Source organism: Streptomyces sp. CA-251387 (assembly GCF_050936625.1).
Taxonomy (GTDB): domain Bacteria; phylum Actinomycetota; class Actinomycetes; order Streptomycetales; family Streptomycetaceae; genus Streptomyces.
Window position 1 is genome coordinate 29506 of record NZ_JBNJMJ010000002.1, and the last position, 21960, is coordinate 51465.

Consider the following 21960-nt stretch of genomic DNA (forward strand, 5'->3'; position numbering starts at 1 on the left):
GTCACGACGAGTCGGTGCGGTCGACCGGCCCTTCGCGTCCGTAGGCCGGCTCGTCGGCCAGCCATCGCGCGGCGTGGGTGTCGTAGTTGGGCGCTAGCAGGCGCTGGACGCCGGTGACGTACTCGGCGGCCGATCGGCCCTCGGGCGCAGCCAGGACACCGGCGTGGACCAGGTTGGCGGACACCACGCGCATGGTCGGCACGGTCGGACCGGACCAGCCGCCGAAGTCGGGCACGTCCACCGTGGGCGCCCTGCCCGATGCGCGCCAGGCGGCCTGCCGCAGCTGGCGGTTACTGTCGAAGGCACGGTGCGCCGCGAGGTCGGCCAGGACCCGTGCCGTGGTGCCCGCCGCCAGCCCCAGCCGTTCGTCCGTCCCGGGCGCCACATCCGGCCCCAGCGCGCGCAGGGCCTGCGGATCCAGCCGCAGCAGCAGATCCGCCATCGACTGGGTGAGCATCGGATCGCGCAGCAGATCCGCCAGCAGACGGCGCACCTGGTCTTGCAGCGGAGCCGGGATGTCCAGGTGGCAGTGGGCGGCGGCGGTGGCCAGCAGGCAGGTCTCCGGGCGCACCCGCCCATCGTCGTGGGCGTGCTCGAGCATGAGGCACAACCGGCGTTCCTCACCGGCCAGCAGCTGCAGCGCGCGGGCCGCCGGGGTGTCGCCGAGCCACCGGATGAACTGGGCGGGGCTGTCGACCAGGCGGCCGGCCTGGGCCATGCGATACCAGGGTGCGACGGCATACATGCACCAGGGCACGAGCCCGATCATCTGCTCCAGCCGGGCAAGGTCAGTACGTCGTCGGCGCAGCGCGATGGAGCAGATGCGGTAGTGCAGCTTTTGGCGGGAGTTTTTGTCGCCGTAGCTGTGCAGGTCCTGCAACTCGTAGAACAGGGCGTCGACCGCGTCCGTCAGTGGGCCTTCGAGGCGGTCGGTGTGTTCCCGGGTGCTGAAGCGTTCGGAGAAGGTCAGGGTGTCGCGATCGGTGTCGGGCAGCAGGGGGATGTGAGTCCTGACCGGCTCGGGCAGTCGCATCGCCGTCGTGGAACTCGGCGGGAGGGGCCCGCCGAGGTATGTGCGCAGGGCGTGCGCCATCTCGGCCCAGGCGGCGGCCTCGTCGGCTGCGCGCTGGGCCATCACCCGTTCCTGGCGCAGCTTGCGCCCCTTGGCGGCGCCCTGTTCGTTCAGGAGCGGGGCTCCCGCGGCAAGGCGCTCGGTCAGCTCCTCCTGCAGGACACGCTTCGACTCGGCGGCCGGCACCTGGTCACGGACGACCTCCACTGCCGGGGTGTGGCCGGCTTCCGCCAGCACCCGCACCCAGGTGGCCACCGCACGGGCGGCGGGCTGCCTCTTCAACACGGCCTGGGAGACGGGCAGTTGGGTGGGGACGGGGATCTGCCCCAGGTATCGCTGGGTGTTGTCCCGGGGATCGACCAGCGCGTAGATGACGCGGGCGCCGGCGGCAGGGCGTGGAGATGACACGGACGCCGATGGTAGAAGGCGGGCACCGGTGGCAGGCCTTCCGTCACCCGGGCGAGTGGTGTCGTTTGAGGCGGATGACGTCAGGCACCGGGCAGGCTGACATGACGATGGCGGGCCGCGGCCGTCCTCAACAGCTAGACGTCCGTGAGGTCCACCAGCACCACTCCGGCCGCGCGTGCGTCAGGCGGCTCGAAGCCCCGCTCGCGGATCATGGATTTCACCCGGTCGGGCAGCCGGGACAACGGATGACCGGCGAGCTCATCCAGCCCCGGGTAGACCGGGTCATCCAGCGGCTCACGCCCCCAAGCTGCCGCCGCGGGCGTCGATCGCCTGGGCCGCGCTGATCCACCACCAGTGCCACCCGTCGGCCCGGGACGGGCCGCTGCGTCCCGGCGAGTTGATGTGCGCAGCCGGTCCACCTCGGCCTGAGCCGCAGCCCTCAGGTCATCGCTCCCGCGGCGGTGGAGATCCTCAACCGCCGCATGAGCTGCCTCAAGGCCGCTCCGCCCGGTATCCGGCGCATCACACAGGACGCGATGCCACGGCACGCTCCGGTCCCGGACATAGGACGCCCTGATCGGCCGGTGCCGAAGGACGGCTTGCACGGTCAAGGCGGACACGATGGTGCATCCCAGCTGGGTCGGCGAGCCGCGGCCGTGACGGCAGTCGACCACCAGGCCTGTCGGTGACCTCGGCACCCAATTGCGGTGGTTGTACAGCACGTAGACGGGCAGGCAGCCGGCGGCCAGCGCATCGCGGACCAGCAACTCGCTTTGACGCTCACCGGTGGTGCGCACCACATGCTCAAGGTCGTATCCACCGCCGCGCTTGGCGCGTTTGGCCTGCACGCGCAACCCGAATCCCCGGCCTGCCGTGTGGAACCACCACTCCCAGTCGGCCCCGTTGCGAGCCTCCTGACGCCGGTGGAACTCGCGCACGACGATGCGGTCGCTGTGCAGGCGCTGCAGATCCCCGAGGTTGAGCTGCGTGTACATTTCCTCCCCCGACGCGGAGCCGGTGAAGTGGTCAAGCGCCAGCCGCTCGAAGGTACGCGTGGCGCAGGCGCGCAGGGTCCGGCACACCGAACGGGCCTCTGGGGAGACCCCGAGGACGGCCGCCTGCCCCGGCCCGCGCAACTCCACGCCGCAGTGCGGGCAGAACACGAAGCGGTCAGCGATTTCCTCACCGCACAGACATAACGACACCAAGAACTCCTCCCCCGGCTTCTACCGACGCTACTGCGCGTTCAGGGGGCGGTGGTTCGCGGTTTTGCCGTGGCGCTCAGGTAGTGCGTGTACTGCTCTTCGGTCAGACGCTGTCCCGACCAGCCGCTGCAGAACGAGCACATGGGCCCGTTCCATTGCCAGAAGTCCTCCAGCTCCAGCAGTTGCGCGAGGGAGATCCGTTCCAGGCCCGGGCCCAGGGACCTCGCATGCTGGCAGGCCTCGCCCACTCCGTGGGAACGGCCCGCGTACCGGCCGTACAGGTTCGACCCGTACACCCACACTCCGGCCAGCGGCCCCAGCTGGCCGGGGTCCTCCCGGAAGGGGCGGACGTCGAAGGAGTCGGCGGAGAAGGTGACCGCGTCGGCAAAGGCCTTGTGCAGCCCGAAGTGGACGTCTCCGAGCTGTGCGCCCAGCTCCCGCAGATCCGCTTCACTTGTCACGTCGGCGGCCAGGGCCAGTGCTGTTCGCTTGTCGCGGCTGTCCCACCCGGCCTGCTTACAGCGGCCCTGCAGATAGAGCAGGGAGTCCCGGGCACGCACGCTCCCGATGGTCTCCAGCCAGCCCTCCTGAGCGTGCAGCTGCTGGTCCGACGCTCCCCGCGCTGCCGCGGGCTCCTGCTCCTCCTGCTCCTTCTCCCGAACGATCGTGAGCGAGGCGGCACGTGGACGGTAGGCCTGCGAGAGCTCGAGCAGTTCCTCGCGCCGCTGGGCCAGAAGGTCGCCCGGTTGCCGCAAGGCGGGGTCCAGCAGGTAGACGCCGTCCTGGAAGTGGGTGAATCCGATGCTCTCCCACAATGCGGCGATCTTGCGGCGGGCCTGTTGCCGATAGGACTCGGACGCCTCCTCCCGGTTGTCGGGCCATTCGGCCATGCCGGGTTCAGCTGCCACCGCGCAGCAACCGCCGGACAGACGCCGGATCGCCTCCGCGGCCAGGACGGGACCGAGTCCAAAGCCGCGCCACGCCCTGTCCAGGAAGACCCGGTCGAGGATCAGCAGGTCACCGACCGGGCATTCGATGGCCTCGTCAAAGGCGTCGGTGTATTGCCCGGTCCGGGGGTCGAGGACGGTAGAGGCGATGGATTCCAGATCGCCCGACTCCGCGTCGGCGGCCTCCCATCGGTTGTCTGCGGTGTAGTCACGCAGCCGGCACAGGAGCAGGTAGCCGATCTCCGTGCCCTCCTCGATGGCCCGCTCGCAGGCCTCGCTGCACCCCTGGGGGCACTCCTCTTCCTCTCCGTGGAAGAGGCGCACCGAGACGTGCCACTGCTCCAGGGTGTCCTCGAAGTCGAAGGGCTCGACGGGATGGTCGTGGGTGTAGACCAGGCGCAACCGGGCCGGGTCGCCGGGCAGTTCGCGTGCCGGACGGCGGGATGCAGTCATGTCTGGGGAGGGTAGTGGGCAGGTCTGACAGCCGCCGCGGATGCAACCCAGGATGAAGGACCCGCGGCCGCCCCACGCGCGCGTGACGCAGGCACCCTGCAGGCGCTGTCCTGGCCTGCCGGGGACAATGATGCCGAAAAGCCTTACGCGGACGGGCCGACCGGCTATGGTCGTTCGCGGACCCGGGTTGTCGATCGCATCGACGACACCAGTCACCTTTCGATTCTTGCGCTGTCCGGAGATGCGGCTGTACCGCGCCTACCAGCAGCTTTCCCTGTCGTATGCGGTTGGCCCGTGGCTGGCCGCGGTCGTTGGAGCGCCCCTGTGTCAGCCCCACCGGTTCCGGCCGTACCCCGTAACTTTCTCTGCGAGCACGCAAGCAGTAAAAGTCGTGTCCTTGTCCTGCTGGCTCATGCGAACGGACCCGCCTGCGTGCAGGCCGTGTTCACCTGCCGGGACGCCCACGTGGCCCAGCACGCGGCCGGGCTGCTGTCGTCCGCCGCTCTCGACGGGGCCCTCACTGAGCAGCAGGAGATCACGGCACGCAAGATCGCCACGGCGCTGCCGGACGCCCCGGCCGCGTCCTTCCGTCAGGCCCTGGAGCGTGCTCGGGCCGGCGTGTGGCCCAGTGCCGCCCCCGCGTTGTTCTCCTGGCCTGACGACGACCCGCTCGAGGGGCCGGCGCTGGACGAGCCCGAGCTTCCCGTCTCGGCTACCCGATCGCCGAAGGACGCCCGGCTGGCCGACCTGCCGGGCCCGGTGGTACGGGTGGTGCAGTTGCGTGAGTTCCACGTGTACGACCAGGCCAAGGTGCTCGTTGCCGCGGCGGCCGGCGGCTGGGAGCCGATACCGGATGAGGAACTGAGCGAGGACGACCCGCATGATCTCGTGGGCGCGGTCATGTTCGCTGCGGAGACCGCGGGAGAGCTGCCCGGCATGGACTGGCTGACCGATGCGCAGGAAGGCCATCTGCTGCTGTCCGCACGGGGAGACGAGGTCGCCGACTGGTCGACCGAACCCGTCCGCATCAACTTCGGTACCGGTTGGCGGCTCCAGCAGGCCGCCAACCCCTATGCCGCATCCCCGCACCCCGGCGCGACTCCGCCTGCCCCTGAGGAGCCGCAGCCGGACTTCGCCTCGCTGTTCGCCTTGCCCGCGGCGTGCGACTGCGAGGAGGAAGACTGCCAGAAGTGTCACTGGACGTTCACGCCGCGCACGGCCGATCTGCTCTTCAGCGCGCTGGACGAGCTTGCTGAGGCGGCCTACGACGACGCCGCCGAGTTGGGTGAGCGTCCGGTCACCCAGGACGACGACGGTGCGTGGGGCTTCTTCTCCCGCCTGCCCCAGGTGACGTGGCGCCAGAACATGCAGTGGCGCCGCAACCTGGCTCGGGCCTGCGACGATCTGGCAGGCGACCTCCGGCGCGGCAGCTGGCCCCGGCCCACCTGTGCGGCCGAGGAGATGGTCTTGCACCTCGCTCTCGGCGATGCCCCCGCCCATCTGGAAGCCGGCGACAGCGCGCATGCGGCGCTGCCCAAGCACCGTGACGACTACGACTTCGACGCGTGCTCGGATTTCTTCTTCCAGGACCACGACGTGCTGTGGCTGTACGACAGCAAGTACAGCTCCGATGCAGCAGACGGTGCAGGGGCCTCCCCCGTCCCGCCCGCCCTGCATCCGGACAACTGGTTCGAGGACTTCCTCAACGTCCCTGCGCGCTCTGCCGAGCGCGGGCACCGCCGCTGAACCGCGGGCATCGCCCGGGCTGCGTGAGCCGATCCGCAATCCCTCGCAATCGCCTCCCTCATCTGCCCCGGCCACGGCGGGCCGTCACCCAGATCTGCAACAGAGAGCACCCGGTATGAACGTGAGCACGCAGCCCGTGTGGGCTGAAGAGAGATTCAAGCGCAACAAGGTCCGCCAACTGCTGATCCCCGGCGGCTCATTGGAGGTCACGGACGAAGATGGGCTGCTGCGTGTCTCCAACGTCTACGGCAATTGGCCCGCCGTGCGTACCGCAGCGGAGGCGACCGACGGGCTGACGGCCGTGCTGCCCAGCCGGTCCGGCCGCGAGGTGCGCTGGCAGGGCAGCCTCTCCTGTACGCCGCTGACGGTGGTGGAGTCGTATCGGGAGGCCATCGGCTTTCGCCCGTACGGTGAGCCGCGCAGCCTGCGCCGCCCGCAGATCGGCGCCCTGCACGCGGTGATGGGCCACTGGGCCTCGGGCCTTGCCGACCCGGGCATCGTGGTCATGCCTACCGGCACCGGCAAGACCGAGACCATGCTGGCGCTGCTGGTGGCCGCTCGGATGGAACGACTGCTGGTGCTGGTGCCCAGTGCGGCGCTGCGAGACCAGATCGCGGGGAAGTTCGAGACGCTCGGCATCCTGCAGCAGGAGCAGATCGTCACTCCCGCCGCCCTGCGACCGCGGGTGGGCCGGCTCGAGCACGGGTTCAAGAACCCTGACGAGGCGGCGCGGTTCGTTGCAGCCTGCAATGTAGTCGTCGCCACCCCGCAGATCCTCAGCAGGAGCGTGGGAAATGTGCGGACGGCGCTGCTGTCGTCGTTCTCCCATCTGATCGTGGACGAGGCGCATCACTCCCCCGCGGATACGTGGGCGCGGGTGATCGACGACTTCTCCGACCGTCCGGTGCTGCTGTTCACCGCCACCCCGTTTCGGGAGGACGGCCGCCGACTGCCCGGCCGTACCGTATTCCGTTTCCCGCTGCGGGAGGCCCAGCGGTTGGAGTACTTCAGGCGCATCAACTACCGGGCGGTGTTCGGTGTCGAGGACGTCGACCGGGAGTTGGCCGAGCTGGCCGTGGGTCAGTTGCGCGCTGATCTGGAAGCCGGCCACGACCACCTGCTGATGGCGCGGGCCGAGAGCATCCCGAAGGCCGAGGAACTCGGCCTGCTCTACCAGGAGTTGGCGTCCGACCTCCATCCCACCGTGGTCCACCAGAACGTGGGTGTCACGCGCCGCAAGGCGGCCGTGACCGCGCTGCGGGAGCGCGAGTGCCGCATCATCGTCTGTGTCGACATGCTCGGTGAGGGGTTCGACGAGCCGGCCCTGAAGATTGCGGCCATGCACGCGGCCCGCAAGAGCCTGAGCCCGATGATCCAGTTCATCGGCCGGTTCACGCGGGCCGCGGGCGGGCTGGGTGAGGCCACCGTGTTCGTCGCGCAGGAACCGGGCGCCGGCGCGTCACCGCTGCGCCGCCTGCTGCGCGAGGACGCCGACTGGAATCATCTGCTGCGCGACCTCACCGACCGCGCCACCCTGGCCGCGGAGGAGACCAGCGCCTTCGACACCACGTTCACCGGCGCGCCTGAGGACGTTGCGGTCAGCGTGCTGGAGCCGAAGATGAGCGCGGTCGCCTACCGCGCGGCCACCGCAGAGTGGAGACCCGAGGCCGCCCTCACACTGTGCAAGGACAACGAGCGCGTCCTGGACGACGCCATGGCGCTGGGCGGCGAGGACTCCCCCGTCGCCTGGTATGTCATCGAGCGGCGCACCCCCGTGCGCTGGGGCGCACCGCAGGAGTTGGAGCAGGTCGTCTACGAGCTGATCGTGCTCTACTTCGACACCACCCGGCGGCTGCTGTACATCCACGGCTCGGAGAAGTCGAGCACCTACAAGGACCTGGCCGAGGCGGTGCTGGGTGAAGACTGCGAGCTGATCAACGGCAAGCGCACCTTCCGGGTGCTGGCCCGCCTGGACCGGCTGGTGCCGACCAACGTGGGCCTGAAGGATGCCCGGGACTACTTCACGCGGTTTTCCCTGCACGTCGGCAGTGACGTCTCGCAGGGCTTCACGACCGCCCAGGAGCACAAGAGCCAGACCCACATCGCTGCGTCCGGTTTCGACGACGGTGACAGTGTCTCGATCAGTGCGGCGCACTCGGGCCGGTTCTGGGCCCCCGCCACTGCTCCGAGCCTGAAGGCCTGGACCGACTGGTGCGACGAGCAGGGCACCAAGCTGCTGGACAGCACCATCGACCTGGAGCGGGTCTTCGACGGGTTCATCATCCCCGAGGACATCACCGCGCGGCCGCCGTACGCGCTGCTGGGCGTGGAGTGGCCCTGGCAGGTCTACCTCGGCTCCCGCGACCGGTACACCCTCACCTACGACGACCGCAGTTACGCGCTCACCGACGTGGACTTCGGGGTCGACGACTACTCCCCCACCGGCCCGTTCCTTTTCTCCCTGACGACCCCCGCCTGGCGCGTCGCCTATCAGGCGGACTACGACACCAAGGGCCTGGTCTACCGTCCGCGGGAGCAGGATGCCGTCATCGTCGGCAGCGGCCCGACTGCCGAGCCGCAGCCGCTGGAGGAATGGCTCAACACGCACCGGCCTGACCTGTTCCTGGAGGGCGACCGCCTCATCGACGACGAGGGCAAGCTCATCGCCCCGCGCTACACCCGCCGCCCCTACGACCCGTCCCTGCTCACGCCGCTGGAGTGGCAAGGCGTGGACCTCAGCAAGGAGTCCCAGAAGCCGCAGCGCCGGACCGACTCCATCCAGTACTACATGTCGGCCCACCTGCAGGCCACCGGCTCCTTCGACGTCCTTCTCGACGACGACGGCTCGGGCGAGGCAGCCGACCTCGTAGGCCTCAGGGTCGACGGCCGCTACCTGGACGTGACGCTCGTGCACTGCAAGTACTCCTCCAAGCCCGCTCCCGGTACGCGGCTGAAGGACCTGTACGAGGTGTGCGGCCAGGCGATGCGCGGTGCCAAGTGGCGGCGCCAGAACGCCCTGCCCCTGCTGGATCATCTGCACGGCCGGGCCGTGCAGTATGCCCGGCGCACCGGCGGTATCTCGCCCTACGAAGTCGGCGGGCCCAAAGATCTGTTCGCCATCCGTGACCAGGCCCGCCTGCTGCGGCCCCGCTTCCACACGATCATCGCCCAGCCCGGACTTCAGGTGCGCAAAGCCACCGACGAGCAGCTCCTGCTGCTCGCGGGCGCGGAGAAGTTCGTGCGGGACACCAGCGCCGGCGACTTCACTGTCTACTGCAGCCGGTAGATCCGCGGGCGAGCTGCGCAGCCGGGCAGCTGCAGGCACTGCCCGGGTGCCGCCCTGGTACCAGTCGGGGCGGCGGCACGTAGGCGCTGGTCCGTCGCGCAGACCCGGATGGCCCCCGGGGTGGGTGCATGAGCTCGTACATCATCTTTCGTGAGACGTCTGACGGTTTGCCGTGCATGATGACTTCTTGTTCGTACGGCCCGAGCGTGATCGGGCCGAGTGTGAGGGGGATGAGGGTGAAACACACGCCGCAGGGGACGGTTGCGTTGCCCCGCAGGATGAGGCACCTCGAGGTCGACCGCCGCGGCTATCCGGTGATTGCGACGGTGGACCGCAGCCCGAAGGAAGTGAACTTCGGCGGCATCAGCGAGCGGCGGAAGCTGGCATTGGCCGCGTTCGACTGGTGTGCGGTGTGCGGTATGCCCTTCGCGGACGAGCTGCGCTGGCAAATGGTCTTCCAAGAGGGGCCATTGCCGTCCTCCGTCATCAGCGGGGAGGCCCCGGTGCACGAGGTGTGCGCACTGTATGCGGCGCAAGTGTGCCCCTACCTGTTCTCCCCTCACTCGCGTCTGGGGGACGAGATGCGCAAGGGAACGGTGCGCGACCCCATGGTGCGATTCGCGGGCTTCGAGTCCACCAGCGCGGTAACCGCCCACGAGTCGCAGCTGCAGCCCGGCATCTACACCCTGCACTTCGAGCACCGGGGCCAGGCAGACGAGTTCTCCTACCGCACCCCGGACGACATCCGCGGGCGGTTCGCCGATGCCCTGGAACGAGAGAAAGACCTTCCGGCCAGCGATCCGGAACGTGAGCTCATCAGGCTGTTCAACCGGCTGGATGAGGGAGGCGAGGTGGCCGGTGCGGCGCTGGCGGCGGGAGCCGCCTTCGCCAAGGACATCTTCGAAGTGCAGGGATTTGGCCCGTACCGCGGCAAGAGCTACCCGGTCGTCGCCGGACTGCTGCTGAAGGGGACCGAGCAGGAAATCCGCGAGTTCTCCGATGGCTCTGGTGACGAGGCGTTCAGTGCCGTCGGCCCCTGGGTGCTCGAGCGCGCTGGCCAGTTTCCCACCGCGCTGCAACGCTGGCGGGCCCGTGGGCAGAGCATGGTCCGCCGCCCCAGTCCTCCCTCACCGCAGGGCCCCGGGCGCAGTGTGGCCAAGAACGCGCCCTGCCCCTGCGGATCAGGCCGCAAGGCCCGCCGCTGCCACCCCTCTGGAATTGCCGGCTGACAGCGCCTCGCGCGGCTTCCCGGCTGGATAGTCCGCCGCAGGCTGGCTGTGCCACACCGGTCGGCACTGACTTGCACCGGTCTCGGTGTCCCCCGTCTGTCGCACGTCGGCGTTGCGCACCAGGCCAGCGTGTCGTTACGGGTATACCCCTATCAAGGACGAAGGACGGAAGAGACTGCGATGTCATACGGCGGAGGCCCGAACTGGCCGATGATCCGCGCCAAGCAACGCGCCGAGAGCGAGGCCAACAGCGCTCGCCGTCAAAGCGCGGAGCTGCAGGCGTCGGCATCCGAGTGGCAGGCGAAGTTCGAGGCGCTGGCCAAGCGCGTGCGAGAGGCCGCGGATCGGGCCGGCAGGGAGCACCAGCAGGAAGGCAGCTGGTTGTGCCGCTCCTGCTGGGATGCCGTGATCACCAAGATCACTGAGGAGCCGCAGGCCGGTGGAACGGCCACCGGGTATCCCGGCAATGCTGCTGGCACATTCTCGTTCTCGTTCGACGATCTGTTCGGCCGTTCCACCCCACCGGGGCATGGTTGACGCCACCGAGGGGGCGCCGCTGGGCCAGGGCCCGTGCCCGTCGGCCGGGCCAACGACAGCGTCCCGCACACCCTCCCGCAGCTCTGCGCACCGGGAGTCGCCTCGCGACCTGGGCCGATCCGGGTCAGTTGTCGACATTCCGTCAACTTGATGCTCGCACTGATGAGTTGGGCGGGACGCGGTGTCGGGAGCCGTGACGGCAACGGCCACGTACACCTGTGTCGGATCGTCACTTCTGCCGCCAGCGGCGGGTGATGAGGTTCAGTTCGTCCAGGAGGGTGGCGTCGCGGACGAGGGGCTGCAGCCAGTCGATGTCGGTGGGGCGCAGGCGTTGCAGTCCGTCGGGGGTGAGTGTCTTCAGCAACGGCTCTGCGTGTTGGGCGAGCCAGTCGTCGGCGCCGAGGTCGCGGGCCAGGCGGAGCAGGCCGATGACGGCCTGGGGCGGTCTGGGGTGGGGAAGGCGCTCTAGCAGGGTGCTGGCTTCGGTGAGTGCGGCCTGGCCCGGCGGGTGGTCGGTGGCGTGCCACATGGTGCTGGTCTGGGCTTCGGTGAGCAGGCACAGGAGTCGGGTCAGTGGGTCGCCGCCGGTATCGAGGGCGGGTGCACGGTGGCCGAAGCGGCGTGTGATCCGGCTCAGCTGGTCGTGCGGGATGTCGGGACGTCCGGCGAGCTCGTGGACGCATTGGGCGAGGACCAGCCAGGTGGGGGCGGACAGGCCGCCGGCTCCGGTGAACTGGGGACTGGTCAGCTGGTCGAGGATGTCGATGGCAGTGCTCGCGGGCAGGCCGGTGGCGGCGTGGAGCAGGTGGCATCCCAAGATGTCCGCGGCCAGCAGGCGTTCGTCGCCGGACAGGCTTTGCAGCATCAGGAGGAGTTCGGCATAGGGGGCGCCGGGCGGCCAGGGCTCGTTGGCGGGCCCGGTACAGCAGACAGATCAGCGCATGGGCGAGGTACAGGCTGCGCTGGCGGTCCACCCCGTGGTAGGTCTCCAGGGCGGCGGGCATCCGGTGCAGGACCGGCGCCACGGCGTGCAGCACGTGTTGTGCGCCGAGGTCGTAGGTGAAGGCCGCCTGCCGGTACAGGCCGGCCGGGGCGGCGCCGTCGCGATGGTGGAAGGTCTGTGTCGTGGTGTCGTCCCGGGTGGCGAGGTTCACGGCCCAGCCGAGTTCTTGTTCGGGCTGGTGCGTGGCCAGCCCCACGTGCACGTCCCTGGGGCCGGTGGCGGGATGGGTGAAGGGCTCGGCGGTCAGGGTGCGGGTGAAGGCGTCCCAGGACCCGTCGCTGAACTGCGAGCGCCACAGCAGGGTGTAGCGGCGCCACCGGTCGGCCGTGTTGCGGGTGCCCACAACGGTGGAGGCGCGGAGGGTGGAGTGGGCGAGGACGGCCAGCAGGAGCAGGTTTGCGCTGTAGACGGCGTCCTGCTGGGTGCGGTGGGTGGCGGCGGGGCGGTAGGGCACCTGGGTGCGGTGGTGGGTGTCGCCGGGCCCCTGGTTGAAGAGGCTGGTCAGCAGCGTGGTCAGGCGCTCGCGCTGGGCCTGGGTGAGGCGGGTGAGCTGTTCGCTGGTGTTGCGCACGACTTCGGCCCGGTCGGTGAGCGGGACGTGGGAGAGCAGCGCATACAGCCGACCGTCGTCGACGGGATGGTCGCTGTCCGGTCTGGTGGTGGCCAGCAGATGGCGCAGCTCCCCGGTGACGAGCCGGGTCAGAAGGTACTCGCCGAAGGTGGCGTGCAGGAATTCGTAGGCTCGGCGTTCGTGGCCGGTGACGACCGCTTGGGCTTCGTGGATGAAGAAGAAGCGGCCGAACAGCAGCGGCGTGGCGTCGGCAGGGGCGGCCTCCAGCAGGGCGGCCAGGTCTTTTTCGGCGTCGGTGGCGGTGATGCCCTGCCGGTGACGGTTGAACATGCCGATCGCGATGACGGACAGGCGCTGCAGTTCGTGTTCCACGCGGGCGGCTTCCGTGTCGGCCGGCAGGGCGTTGTGTTTGGTGACCTGGCGGCGGACGAACTCGGTCAGGAGCCGCTCGTACAGGCTCAGGCGTTGGATGTCCTCACCGTGCAGCTGGTGCAGGGCGTTGTCGGAGGCGTCGTAGAGGGCGAGCATGAGCAGCAGTAGCGGCTGGCCGGCGAGTTCTTCGTGGCGGCCCACCACCTCCCACGTGAGGGGCTACAGGGCGTGGGTGGAGAAGTAGCGGCGGTTGGTGGTGTTCCAGACCTGGAGCCAGTCGCGGATGCGGTCTGCGTCGAAGGGTTCCAGGCGGATGACGGTGCTGGGATGAGGGGTCAGGGCCTGGTCGGCGACCACGGTGCGGCTGGTGACGATGACGATCGTGGGGCGTGCGTGGTCGGCCTCGCGCTGCTGGAACTGCTGGACGCTTTGCAGGTAGGTGAAGTGACGTGCGGGATCCATGTGGTCGGCCGCGGCTTGGAGCAGTTCGTCGAAGCCGTCCAGGAGGACGACTCTGACGACGCCGGCGTCCGGGTCGGCGACGTCCGGCCAGGGGATGCGGCGGCCCGTGGAGCGCAGCAGGGCCTCCTCGAGCTGTTCCTGGATGTCCAGGTCGGCGGGGAGGTGGCGCAGTTCGACGCGCTGGCAGAAGAATTCCGCCGCGGGCAGCCGGGCGGCGATCAGCTTGGTCAGCAGCGACTTGCCGGATCCGGGATGGCCCAGGACCAGCAGCGGCGCGCGGGTGGCGTCCTCGGTCAGCAGATGGGCGGCGAGGAAGTCCTCCAGGTCGCCCCACAGCGGCTGGGCCTCCCACCAGTCGTCACGGGCCAGGGTGCGGTCGCCTGAGCGGCCGGCCACGCGGAAGGCGGGGTTGATGTAGCCGGCTTCCAGGTGGGGGATGCGGGGCCCGACTCCTCGACATGGGCAAGCGGGGCACGGAGGTGCTGCTGGTACGCGGGGGCCGGGGCGGCGTTGTCCTGGGCGAAGGTCTCCAGCAGCCGGGACAGGCCGGCCAGGCCCCGGCTGGGTGGGCCGGCCGGTGTCGCGGCCTCGGTCGGGTCCAGGGCTTCGGGCGGATCTTCCGTCTCGGAGGTCAGGCGCAGTTCGGGGCATTCCCACGTCACCTGGGCCAGCAGGGCTTGGTAGCGGCGCCAGGCGCGGTGCGCGAGTTTGTCTGGCTGCTGGCCGCCCACGCCGCTTTCGTCGCACACGGTGTCGGCCGCGTAGGCATAGGCGGCGGCGATTTCCGCGCGTAGCTCGGCGGGATGCCGCACGCGCTGTGATCCCAGGGTGACGCGCTCCAGTTCGGCCACCACGTCGCCGGTGAGGTCTGCCTGCTCGTGCCCGAGTTCTGTCGTGTAGTAGATGCCGGAGGTGCCCACGGCCTCGCAGAACGCCGTCACCAGGATGACCAGATCGGCCGCGCGCAGCAGGGCGGTGCGGGTGGTGCCGCAGCTGGCCCTTACCCGGTCGGCGAACCCTTCCAGCACGGCGTTCAGATCGGTGACGACGGCGCCGTGCAGCTTCAGTGGCTCCAGCAGTTCTGCGGTCAGCCGGTCGAAGCCCGTCCTTTCTCCGATGAGGACGCTCACGGCGCTCACGAAGTCGTCGGGGATGGTCTCGGCGCGTGGCGGAGCAGGCAGTTTGGCGGCGCGTGGCCGCGGTGGCGCCTGGTCGGCGTCGGTTTCCGCCTCATGGTGGCGGTGGCGCCAGTAGGCCAGGTCGGGGGTGAGTCCGGACGGCGGGGTGGTGGTGGCGCGTTGGTGGCAGTACTCCACGATGCGGGCGACATCGTCCCAGGGGGGCAGGGTGGAGCGGTGCCCGTTGAGGAGCATGGAGATGGCGGCGGGGCTGCGGTTCACGGCGCGTGCCAGGTCGCTTTGTTGAACGCCGCACTCGCTCACCAGGCGTCCCAGCAGCTTGCAGAAGACCGCTACCGGTCCCGAGGTCTCCCCACGCTCACGCACCCACCCCCGCCGTTCACGCTGATTCAGTGTGATCTCTGGCAGCGTAGGCAGTGACCTGCGTCAACTCCCGTCTGCTTTGGGACTTTTCAGCGAAACCCCAGCCCGGGCCTGCCGTCCGTCACGGTCGATGCGACACAACCCCATCCCCTTTGAGGAGTGCGCATGTCCTGGCTCATCGCCCCTGTCCCGGCTCTGGTGCTGGCCCTGGTGTTCTCCGTGTTCGCGGGCGTCGTGCTGCCCGCGGTGTGGTCCACGCAGCCCGCACGCCGACAGGCAGCCGCCGCCGTCCTTGCCCAACTCCTCCGAGCTGGGCGCGATGTCGACGGCAGCGCCCGGCCGTCCGGGCTGTCGTCCTCGCTGCCTGCCGCCCCTGCCGATCACCCACAGGCGCACAGCCGATCACACCACTGGGACAACGACACGCATGGCACGGCGTCCTGAGCCCGCCGGGCACGGCAGCAGCCAGCACGTGCTGGGGCGCGTGGCTGCGTGCTGTCTCGGAACACCTGTGGGATGCCGAGGGCGCATCTGCCCCGCCCTTCGCGTGAGGCCCTCCGGTGAAACAGACGAGACGTGGCGGTTCTGAAACGCCCCTGTCGTCCGTCGCCGCCGCAGGACGTACCCGGCCAGGACCTGCCGTTGCGGTGGCCCATGACGCCTGGATGGTGCCCGGTGGTGGGCACTGCCCGGTGCCGGATCGGAGGACAGTCAAGACCTCGGCACGGCGATGGGGTTCGCCTGAGATGCAGGGGGTGCTTCATGGAGGACAGGGCAGGTGGCACGGTGGCAACGGGCGGACAGCAGCCGCTGGTACGACTGCGGGCCATGGCTGCGGACATGGTGGTTGAGTTGCAGCGGGCGGATGGCAAGGCCACTGCGCTGTGCGGGGCCGCCGGGGGGGCTTCTGGCGGCTGCTGTAGCGATGCTGTCCGGAATTGACGCCCCCCAAGGCCTTGTCATGGCCTTGGTGTCGGCGTCGGTGCTGCTGGCAGCGGCGGTGGGCGCGGCCTTGTGGGCTCTTCGTCCGGTCCTTCCCCGGGCCGGTACGCCTGGCGAGCTACTCGGGTTGCGGCGGGGAGCGGACGCCGGGCCGCTGGTGGCGTCGTTTGCTGCGATGAGCAGCGTGAGCCAGCAGAGCCTGGAGGAGCGACGGCTGTCAGTGATGGCTGTCCTGGCACGGCGGAAGTTCCGGGCGGTCCGTCTTGCAGCGGACCTGGTGATGGCCGCCCTGGCGATGGCCGGAATTGGGCTGTTGATCACCTACATTCCATGTTGAGACCATCTGGGCGTGAAGGGCGTCGCAGAGGGGGGACTGTGTATCAGCCGCATGTCACGGTGATCGGTGAGCAGTTGTGGTCTCAGTTGCGTGATCTCGCACCGCGGAGGGTGCGGCCGGCGCGCAGCGTGCTGTTACGCCAGGGCGATCCCGGGACGCATGTGATTCTGCTGGACTCCGGTTCCACCCTCGTGACGCTGACGGGCCTGAGTGGGGAACGGACCCTGCTGGCCGTGCGGGGGGCCGGTGAACTGCTGGGCGAACTGGCAGTGCTGGACTCCCAGCCGCGCACGGCGTCGGTCATCGCGGCGGAAACCTGCCGCGTGCACATCATCCCGGCCGCGGACTTCCTTGCCTTCGTGGACAAGTACGACTTGCTGGCGTCGCTGCTGCGGCATGCCATTGCCCGTGTGCGAGAGGCGGAGTCGGTGCGGCTCGAGCTGGCCACCGCGTCGGTTCCCGCCCGGCTGGCCTCGGCCCTGGCCCGTCTAGCGGATGTCTCCTCCACAGCGGCACGCGAGTTGCCGGTTCGTCTCACGCAGACAGAGCTCTCCCAGATGATCGGCGCCTCCCGCAATGCTGTCGGCGTGGCTCTCAGGCCGTGGCGCGAGCAGGGCTGGCTGGACACTGCGCCCGGTGGAGGGCTCGTCATCCGCGACATCGCGGCCATCCAGACGCACGCCCACGCGGGGACGTGACGCACTGCATCACGGTGGTGCCCATTTCTGGGCACCACCGCCAGAGGGTCTAACTGGCTCTAACAAAAGCGGGTTGATCATGTGACTGTCTGCTTTGTCGCTCGTTGAGGGGGCGTGGGGAAGCGTCAGTCGCGGCCGTGGATCGTGTCGGACGAACTGTGGTCGCTCATCGAGCCGTTGCTGCCCGAGCCTCCGCCGAAGCTGGTGGAGGGACGGCCGCGAGTGCCCGACCGTCAGGCCTTGTGCGGCATCCTGTTCGTGCTGCACACCGGCATCCAATGGGAGTACCTGCCCCAGGAGCTCGGCTTCGGTTCGGGCATGACCTGCTGGCGTCGCCTGGCGGCCTGGAACGAGGCAGGCGTCTGGGACCAGCTGCACCAGCTGCTGCTGAACAAGCTGCGGTCGAAGAACCAGCTGGACTGGTCGCGGGCGGTGATCGACTCCTCCCACGTCCGGGCCGCACGGCGAGGCCCAAAAGCGGGCCCAGCCCGGTCGACCGTGCACGCCCGGGCAGCAAGCACCACATCATCACCGACGGGCAGGGCATCCCGCTCGCGGTGTCTTTGACCGGTGGCAACCGCAACGACGTCACTCAACTGCTGCCACTGCTGGACAAGATCCCGGCAGTGGCGGGAGTGGTCGGCCGACCGCGCCGACGGCCCGACATGCTCTTCGCGGACCGCGGCTACGACCATGACAAGTACCGCCGGCTCCTGCGCCAGCGCGGGATCAGGCCCGCGATCGCCGAGCGGGGACAACCGCACGGCACCGGCCTGGGCACCTTCCGCTGGGTTGTCGAGCGGACAATCTCCTGGCTGCACGGTTTCCGCCGCCTGCGGATCCGGTGGGAACGACGCGACGACATCCACGAGGCGTTCCTCGGACTTGCCGTCTGCCTGATCACCCATCGGCACGTCCAGAGGCTTTGTTAGGGCCAGTAAATCAGCATGGCGCCTGTTGTGACCGCCATGACTGAAAGGCCCGGCCCATGGACCCTTCTGTCCCTCCGGACCGTCTCGATGTGCCGCCGGAGCATGCGCTCCTGGTCGTCGACATGAAAAACTACAGCCAGCTGCCTGAAGCGAAGATGGCTCCGATCCGTTCCGACCTGGACGACATCCTCCTCAGCACCGTCTTCCCGCAGTGCGGGCTCGACGATCCCCGGTCGCGGGAGGGCGCCTACCAGGACACCGGTGACGGCGCCATCTGCGTGGTACCAGCTCGTGACACGGCACGGCTGGTGGACCCCCTGCTCGGGCACCTGAACGCGGCACTCGGTCGCTACGACCAGACGCGGCTGCCCGGCGGATCCACGATCTGGCTGCGCGTCAGTGTCCACGTAGGCCCCCTGTCCTTGCCCGACCACCGAGGCGACGCCATCAACGACGCATGCCGACTGGTCAACAGCGAGGCAGTGCGGCAGGCCATGACCGCGGCGACGGATCACGGGGCCTATGTAGCGGCCGTCTTGTCCACCCCGGTGTTTGACCGCACCGTGCACGCCGGGCGCACGCCGAACCTGCTGCAGACCCAGTTCCTGAAGGCTGTCGCACGCGTTGAGGGCAAGACGGGCTTCGAGCAACACTGCCGGCTCCATGTCCCGGGGATGGCCGCCGAAACGCTGCAGCGCTACGTCACCGAGCCGGCCCCGAACGGCGGAGCAGGCACGGCTGATCCGCCGCCGGTCCCCGCAGGTTCCGGGACGACGATGCAGTTCCTCGGCTCCATGAAGGACACCAACGTCATCGGCAACGTCGGCACCTACTACCACAACAGCCCTCGGCGCTGACCCCGCCGCCGCGTAAGCAACACACCTACACCACAGACGAGGTAACGCATGTCAGAACAGGGTTTCGGGTCGTTAGGGCCCGACCAGCCGGGCACCTCCCAGTTGCCTGGGGAGGAGTCGAGCGGATCCGGCGGCTGGCGGCCGCCCTGGCGGCGGCAGGAACCGAACCGGCCGGACGAGCATCCCTCGGGCGGTGTGCCGGCGCAGGCGTACGTCCCTGACAGCCCGCGTGGGGACAGCCGTCTGGAGGAGGTTGTGCCGGGCGTCATCCTCGTCAACGAACCCGGCACCCATCTGCACGGCAATATCGATGTGGTCGCAGGCAGCATCCATAAGCTCATCAAGGAAACACGCAAGCGGGACCTGCTGGAGGGCGGGCAGCTCGACCGCGAGGATGTCCTGGGCCAGCCCTTCGTACGCGAGGGGCAATGGGCCGAAGCCTGGCAGCAGGCGCTCGCCCCGGACGTGCCGCGGCCGCGGCAGCGAGTGACGGTCGTGGTGGCGCCCCGTTCCTTCGGTGCCACCACCTTCGCGTTGCGGCTGCTGGCCGAGCACACCGACAGGGCGACCGCACTGGTCAAGCTGGATGCGGACTGGAGCACTCCGACTCAGGGCCGGCTGCCGCTGGAAGAGGAGCACGCCTACCAGCTCGATCTGAAGGATCCCGAGACCGACCGGCCGTCCGCCGATTTCCTCAACTCCCTCAGCGGATTCGCCGACGACCTCGAGACCTGCCGCTCCTATCTGGTGCTCACGGTCGCCGAGGAACTCTGGGACGACCGCTTGACCACCCGCAAGGGCATGCACGTCGTGTATCTCACCGAACCTCCGAATGCCCAGCGGGTGGTGGAGGCACACCTGAACGCCGCCGGGCACGCACCGCTCGTTGCCGAACTCCGGTCCTTCCCGAAGGCCAGGGCTTCCTTGCAGGGGTTGCACGCGGTCGCGGCCGTACGTGCTGCGGGCACCATCGCCATGACCTGGCAGGAGCACAGGCGCCTGCAGGACGCGCGCACGTCATCGACCTCCTACCAGTCCGGGCCGGCCGACGCCGACCTCAGTCTGGAGGACCGCATCACCGCGGCGCTGTCGGACTGGAGGGAGCACCTGGACCGGCTCTTTGGCGAGCTGGCCACTACCCACGACGCCGCCAACCCGTCCCTGACGCTGGAGGACCGCTGCCTGCTGCTGGCCCTGTCCGTGCACCAGTCGGCTCCCCTGCCCGCTGTGGCGAATACCGCGCGCGCCCTGCAACAGGCCCTCACCCCGAAGGACGTCGGCAACCCGTCGGGATTCTCCCCCGCTCAGAGTGCCTTCGCCGGACGTGGGCTGCGCCGGCGCATCCAAGATGTCGGCGCTGCTGTCGGCTCCCACGACACCGTGCTCTTTGACCGGCCCGCCTACGGCCGGGCCATCCTCGAGTACGTCTGGGACAACTACGAGGCGATGCGCGAGGCGATGCTTGCCTGGCTGGTGCAGAGCGCCGGCAGCGACACAGCAGTTCCCTCGGTTGCCGCCCTCTCCACCCTGGCCCTGCGCCACGGCACAGCCACCCACCTCAACACCCTCGGCACCATCGCCCGCGAGGCCCGCCCGGACCTGCTCAGCGCCGTCCTGGTCGTGGCCGTGCACGACGAACACGTCGGCCGCCAGGCCTGGGACGTCCTGTACCGCTGGGCCGAGCAGAAGGACTACGCGCCGACCGTCATCTCCACCTGCCGTCGCGTCCTGCACGACGACTCTGCCAATGCATCGACGGCGAAGAGGGCCATGGTGCGGCTGCGGCGCATCGCGCACACCACGAACGAGTCGGCCCTGCGCCGCGACGTGCTCAAGACCTTCGAAGAACTGGCTGACCGCCCCTCGGGCACCGGCCGCCTGGTGGCAGAGGTCTGCGACTGGCAGGAGTCCAAAGCGTCCCCGAAGAGCGGGAGTCTGGCCTTCATGGCCCTGATGCCGCTCCAGGCCGACGGCGTGCCCTGGCTCATGTCCGACGACGCCCCAGACATCGACGTCCAGCGGGCCTTGCAGGACCTTCTCAGCACCCAGGAGACGACGGCTGAGATCATCCCGTACCTCACCGGATGGATCCGCACCTGCGCGCCCGACCCCGTCTCCTACGACCGTCTGCGCGACCAGCTCCTGCCGGCCCTGCGCGATCACAGGTTGTTCCACGCCGGCATGGAGCTGATGGGAGCCCTGGCCGACATCACGACGCCCCAGGGCGTCAACGCGGCCGAGGATTTCTACCAGCACCTGGTCGATCCTCGCCTGCAGCAGGTGTTCTCTCTTACGAAGACCCCGACATGAGGTGGCCCTGGCAGCGGGCACTGCGCACGACCACGTGCCCGCTTCCACGGCTGCTGGCCAGCGCGACCCCCGGCATCCCGTTCGAAGCCACCTACACGCTGCGCTGGCGCCCCACGCTGCGCCAACACGCCAACCTCGAAGACCTTGTGCGCACCGGCATCCATCAGAAGGCCGCCGAGACGGCGGCACGCTGGGACGCCTCCGATCTGCCCGCTGCCCAGGACGCCCTGAACGCCACGTTGGGCGCTCCGCACGAGAGCAACCGCTACTACCGGATCCTGACAGCCCAGGTGGTATTGCGTCTGTCGCCGGACGCCCGGGAACGTCTCGCGCAGCGCACTGCGGACACCGAACGCGTCCGGCGTCTGCAGTTCCTCAAGGCACACCTCTACGACCACCCCGGCCTCGTCGTACTCGACCGCCTCGAAAACCATCCCGAACGCCTGCCGGATGAGGAGACTGCCGCGCTGCAGCGCCTTGCCCGCATGATCAAAGCCTGTGACCAGTGGTGGTATCCGCTGCTGGAGCAGTGGGAACAGCTCGGCGACGGCTTCAACGACACCAGAAGCAGCAGCTGGCGATGCTCGCCCTGCTCAACGCCGTTACCACACTCAACGGCGGCACTCCACCCGCGCAGGCGAACGCCGGCTGACGTCCACCCCACGGCCCGGCACGTCCACGAACAAGGACTTCTCACGATGAAGCTTGTCCTGTGGAGAGCCCTGCTCTCCCCTCTGACCCAGTCTGCAGGCCCTGCTCCTGCAACGGCGAAGCAAGACACCTCTGTCCTACGACACGGCCTGGCGGCAAGCACGCATGCTGCGAGCACCCGATGAAATGGTCTACCGGCTCCACGGACACCAGGCCGCCCCCGAGTTCCCCGATGTGCCTGGCCCTGTCCGCTCGTCCGCTGCGGACGAGGCGGGACGCAATGGCGCCGGCGGCTCACGCTAGCCTGCCCCGGTGCCGGGCGGCGCCAGCTCAAAGCACACGCACTGCAGCACAAAGAACGACCCGCGACAGTGTGGGTCGGCAGCTCACTGACCTGGAAACCTGGTGGAACCCGCCCTGGCTAGTGGACCGGCAGCGGT

The 21960-nt window shown here is 69.3% G+C and carries 18 protein-coding genes; 12 read left to right on the forward strand and 6 right to left on the reverse strand.

Going from position 1 to position 21960, the window contains the following annotated elements:
- Position 1: 1 nt before the first annotated feature.
- The 3 genes from ACQEV2_RS41670 to ACQEV2_RS41680 form a co-directional block, all read right to left on the reverse strand.
- Positions 2 to 1480 (reverse strand): hypothetical protein, encoded by a 1479-nt coding sequence (locus ACQEV2_RS41670; RefSeq protein WP_433055388.1) that lies wholly within the window; start codon positions 1478 to 1480, stop codon positions 2 to 4.
- A 134-nt stretch (positions 1481 to 1614) separates the two neighbouring features.
- Positions 1615 to 2685 (reverse strand): DUF6615 family protein, encoded by a 1071-nt coding sequence (locus ACQEV2_RS41675; RefSeq protein ID WP_433056074.1) that lies wholly within the window; start codon positions 2683 to 2685, stop codon positions 1615 to 1617.
- Between the two features lie 41 nt (positions 2686 to 2726).
- On the reverse strand, positions 2727 to 4085 hold the full coding sequence (locus tag ACQEV2_RS41680; RefSeq protein WP_433055391.1) for a hypothetical protein: 1359 nt from the start codon (positions 4083 to 4085) through the stop codon (positions 2727 to 2729).
- A 432-nt stretch (positions 4086 to 4517) separates the two neighbouring features.
- Between ACQEV2_RS41680 and ACQEV2_RS41685 the strand changes: the two genes are divergently transcribed.
- The 4 genes from ACQEV2_RS41685 (at position 4518) to ACQEV2_RS41700 (ending at position 10883) form a co-directional block, all read left to right on the forward strand.
- Positions 4518 to 5831, forward strand: a complete 1314-nt coding sequence (locus tag ACQEV2_RS41685; RefSeq protein WP_433055394.1) for a hypothetical protein — start codon at positions 4518 to 4520, stop codon at positions 5829 to 5831.
- A gap of 115 nt (positions 5832 to 5946) precedes the next feature.
- On the forward strand, positions 5947 to 9117 hold the full coding sequence (locus ACQEV2_RS41690; RefSeq protein WP_433055397.1) for a DEAD/DEAH box helicase: 3171 nt from the start codon (positions 5947 to 5949) through the stop codon (positions 9115 to 9117).
- A gap of 128 nt (positions 9118 to 9245) precedes the next feature.
- Entirely contained in the window at positions 9246 to 10346 is a 1101-nt protein-coding gene (locus tag ACQEV2_RS41695; protein WP_433055400.1) for a YecA family protein, read from the forward strand.
- 210 nt (positions 10347 to 10556) lie between these two features.
- On the forward strand, positions 10557 to 10883 hold the full coding sequence (locus tag ACQEV2_RS41700; protein ID WP_433055403.1) for a hypothetical protein: 327 nt from the start codon (positions 10557 to 10559) through the stop codon (positions 10881 to 10883).
- Positions 10884 to 11112: 229 nt separating this feature from the next.
- On the opposite strand, the gene ACQEV2_RS41705 is transcribed toward ACQEV2_RS41700, so the two are convergent.
- Positions 11113 to 11748: a hypothetical protein gene (locus ACQEV2_RS41705; RefSeq protein ID WP_433055405.1), complete on the reverse strand. Its 636-nt coding sequence runs from the start codon at positions 11746 to 11748 to the stop codon at positions 11113 to 11115.
- 505 nt (positions 11749 to 12253) lie between these two features.
- Between ACQEV2_RS41705 and ACQEV2_RS41710 the strand changes: the two genes are divergently transcribed.
- Complete coding sequence (locus tag ACQEV2_RS41710; RefSeq protein ID WP_433055408.1) at positions 12254 to 12997, forward strand: hypothetical protein; 744 nt, start codon at positions 12254 to 12256, stop codon at positions 12995 to 12997.
- A 51-nt stretch (positions 12998 to 13048) separates the two neighbouring features.
- Here the strand turns inward: ACQEV2_RS41710 and ACQEV2_RS41715 are convergent, their stop codons facing one another.
- Both ACQEV2_RS41715 and ACQEV2_RS41720 read right to left on the reverse strand, forming a co-directional pair.
- Positions 13049 to 13687, reverse strand: a complete 639-nt coding sequence (locus tag ACQEV2_RS41715) for a hypothetical protein (RefSeq protein ID WP_433055411.1) — start codon at positions 13685 to 13687, stop codon at positions 13049 to 13051.
- The gene (locus ACQEV2_RS41720; RefSeq protein WP_433055414.1) at positions 13585 to 14796 is read right to left on the reverse strand and encodes a hypothetical protein; all 1212 of its coding nucleotides are present in this window, start codon (positions 14794 to 14796) and stop codon (positions 13585 to 13587) included. The genes ACQEV2_RS41715 and ACQEV2_RS41720 overlap by 103 nt, the downstream gene beginning before the upstream one ends.
- 162 nt (positions 14797 to 14958) lie before the next feature.
- Between ACQEV2_RS41720 and ACQEV2_RS41725 the strand changes: the two genes are divergently transcribed.
- From ACQEV2_RS41725 to ACQEV2_RS41755, 7 genes are all read left to right on the forward strand, one after another.
- Positions 14959 to 15237 (forward strand): hypothetical protein, encoded by a 279-nt coding sequence (locus ACQEV2_RS41725; RefSeq protein WP_433055417.1) that lies wholly within the window; start codon positions 14959 to 14961, stop codon positions 15235 to 15237.
- Positions 15238 to 15718: 481 nt separating this feature from the next.
- Positions 15719 to 16072 (forward strand): Pycsar system effector family protein, encoded by a 354-nt coding sequence (locus ACQEV2_RS41730; RefSeq protein ID WP_433055420.1) that lies wholly within the window; start codon positions 15719 to 15721, stop codon positions 16070 to 16072.
- 38 nt (positions 16073 to 16110) lie between these two features.
- Positions 16111 to 16770 carry a Crp/Fnr family transcriptional regulator gene (locus ACQEV2_RS41735; RefSeq protein WP_433055423.1) on the forward strand — a complete coding sequence of 220 codons (660 nt, stop codon included), beginning with the start codon at positions 16111 to 16113 and terminating at the stop codon, positions 16768 to 16770.
- Between the two features lie 114 nt (positions 16771 to 16884).
- A protein-coding gene (locus tag ACQEV2_RS41740) for an IS5 family transposase (RefSeq protein ID WP_433034809.1) occupies positions 16885 to 17702 on the forward strand; the annotation gives its coding sequence in 2 pieces (ribosomal slippage) (positions 16885 to 17245 and positions 17245 to 17702; 819 coding nt in all).
- A gap of 56 nt (positions 17703 to 17758) precedes the next feature.
- On the forward strand, positions 17759 to 18559 hold the full coding sequence (locus ACQEV2_RS41745) for a hypothetical protein (protein ID WP_433055426.1): 801 nt from the start codon (positions 17759 to 17761) through the stop codon (positions 18557 to 18559).
- Between the two features lie 48 nt (positions 18560 to 18607).
- On the forward strand, positions 18608 to 20869 hold the full coding sequence (locus ACQEV2_RS41750; RefSeq protein ID WP_433055429.1) for a hypothetical protein: 2262 nt from the start codon (positions 18608 to 18610) through the stop codon (positions 20867 to 20869).
- Positions 20866 to 21705 (forward strand): hypothetical protein, encoded by an 840-nt coding sequence (locus tag ACQEV2_RS41755; RefSeq protein ID WP_433055432.1) that lies wholly within the window; start codon positions 20866 to 20868, stop codon positions 21703 to 21705. The genes ACQEV2_RS41750 and ACQEV2_RS41755 overlap by 4 nt, the downstream gene beginning before the upstream one ends.
- The last annotated feature ends 255 nt before the right edge of the window (positions 21706 to 21960 follow it).

Coding starts and splice junctions, on each gene's coding strand:
- ACQEV2_RS41695 (WP_433055400.1), top strand. CDS start 9,246: ATGAGCTCGTACATCATCTTTCGTGAGACGTCTGACGGTTTGCCGTGC.
- ACQEV2_RS41705 (WP_433055405.1), bottom strand. CDS start 11,748: ATGCTGCAAAGCCTGTCCGGCGACGAACGCCTGCTGGCCGCGGACATC.
- ACQEV2_RS41750 (WP_433055429.1), top strand. CDS start 18,608: ATGTCAGAACAGGGTTTCGGGTCGTTAGGGCCCGACCAGCCGGGCACC.
- ACQEV2_RS41725 (WP_433055417.1), top strand. CDS start 14,959: ATGTCCTGGCTCATCGCCCCTGTCCCGGCTCTGGTGCTGGCCCTGGTG.
- ACQEV2_RS41730 (WP_433055420.1), top strand. CDS start 15,719: ATGCTGTCCGGAATTGACGCCCCCCAAGGCCTTGTCATGGCCTTGGTG.
- ACQEV2_RS41755 (WP_433055432.1), top strand. CDS start 20,866: ATGAGGTGGCCCTGGCAGCGGGCACTGCGCACGACCACGTGCCCGCTT.
- ACQEV2_RS41745 (WP_433055426.1), top strand. CDS start 17,759: ATGGACCCTTCTGTCCCTCCGGACCGTCTCGATGTGCCGCCGGAGCAT.
- ACQEV2_RS41680 (WP_433055391.1), bottom strand. CDS start 4,085: ATGACTGCATCCCGCCGTCCGGCACGCGAACTGCCCGGCGACCCGGCC.
- ACQEV2_RS41690 (WP_433055397.1), top strand. CDS start 5,947: ATGAACGTGAGCACGCAGCCCGTGTGGGCTGAAGAGAGATTCAAGCGC.
- ACQEV2_RS41700 (WP_433055403.1), top strand. CDS start 10,557: ATGATCCGCGCCAAGCAACGCGCCGAGAGCGAGGCCAACAGCGCTCGC.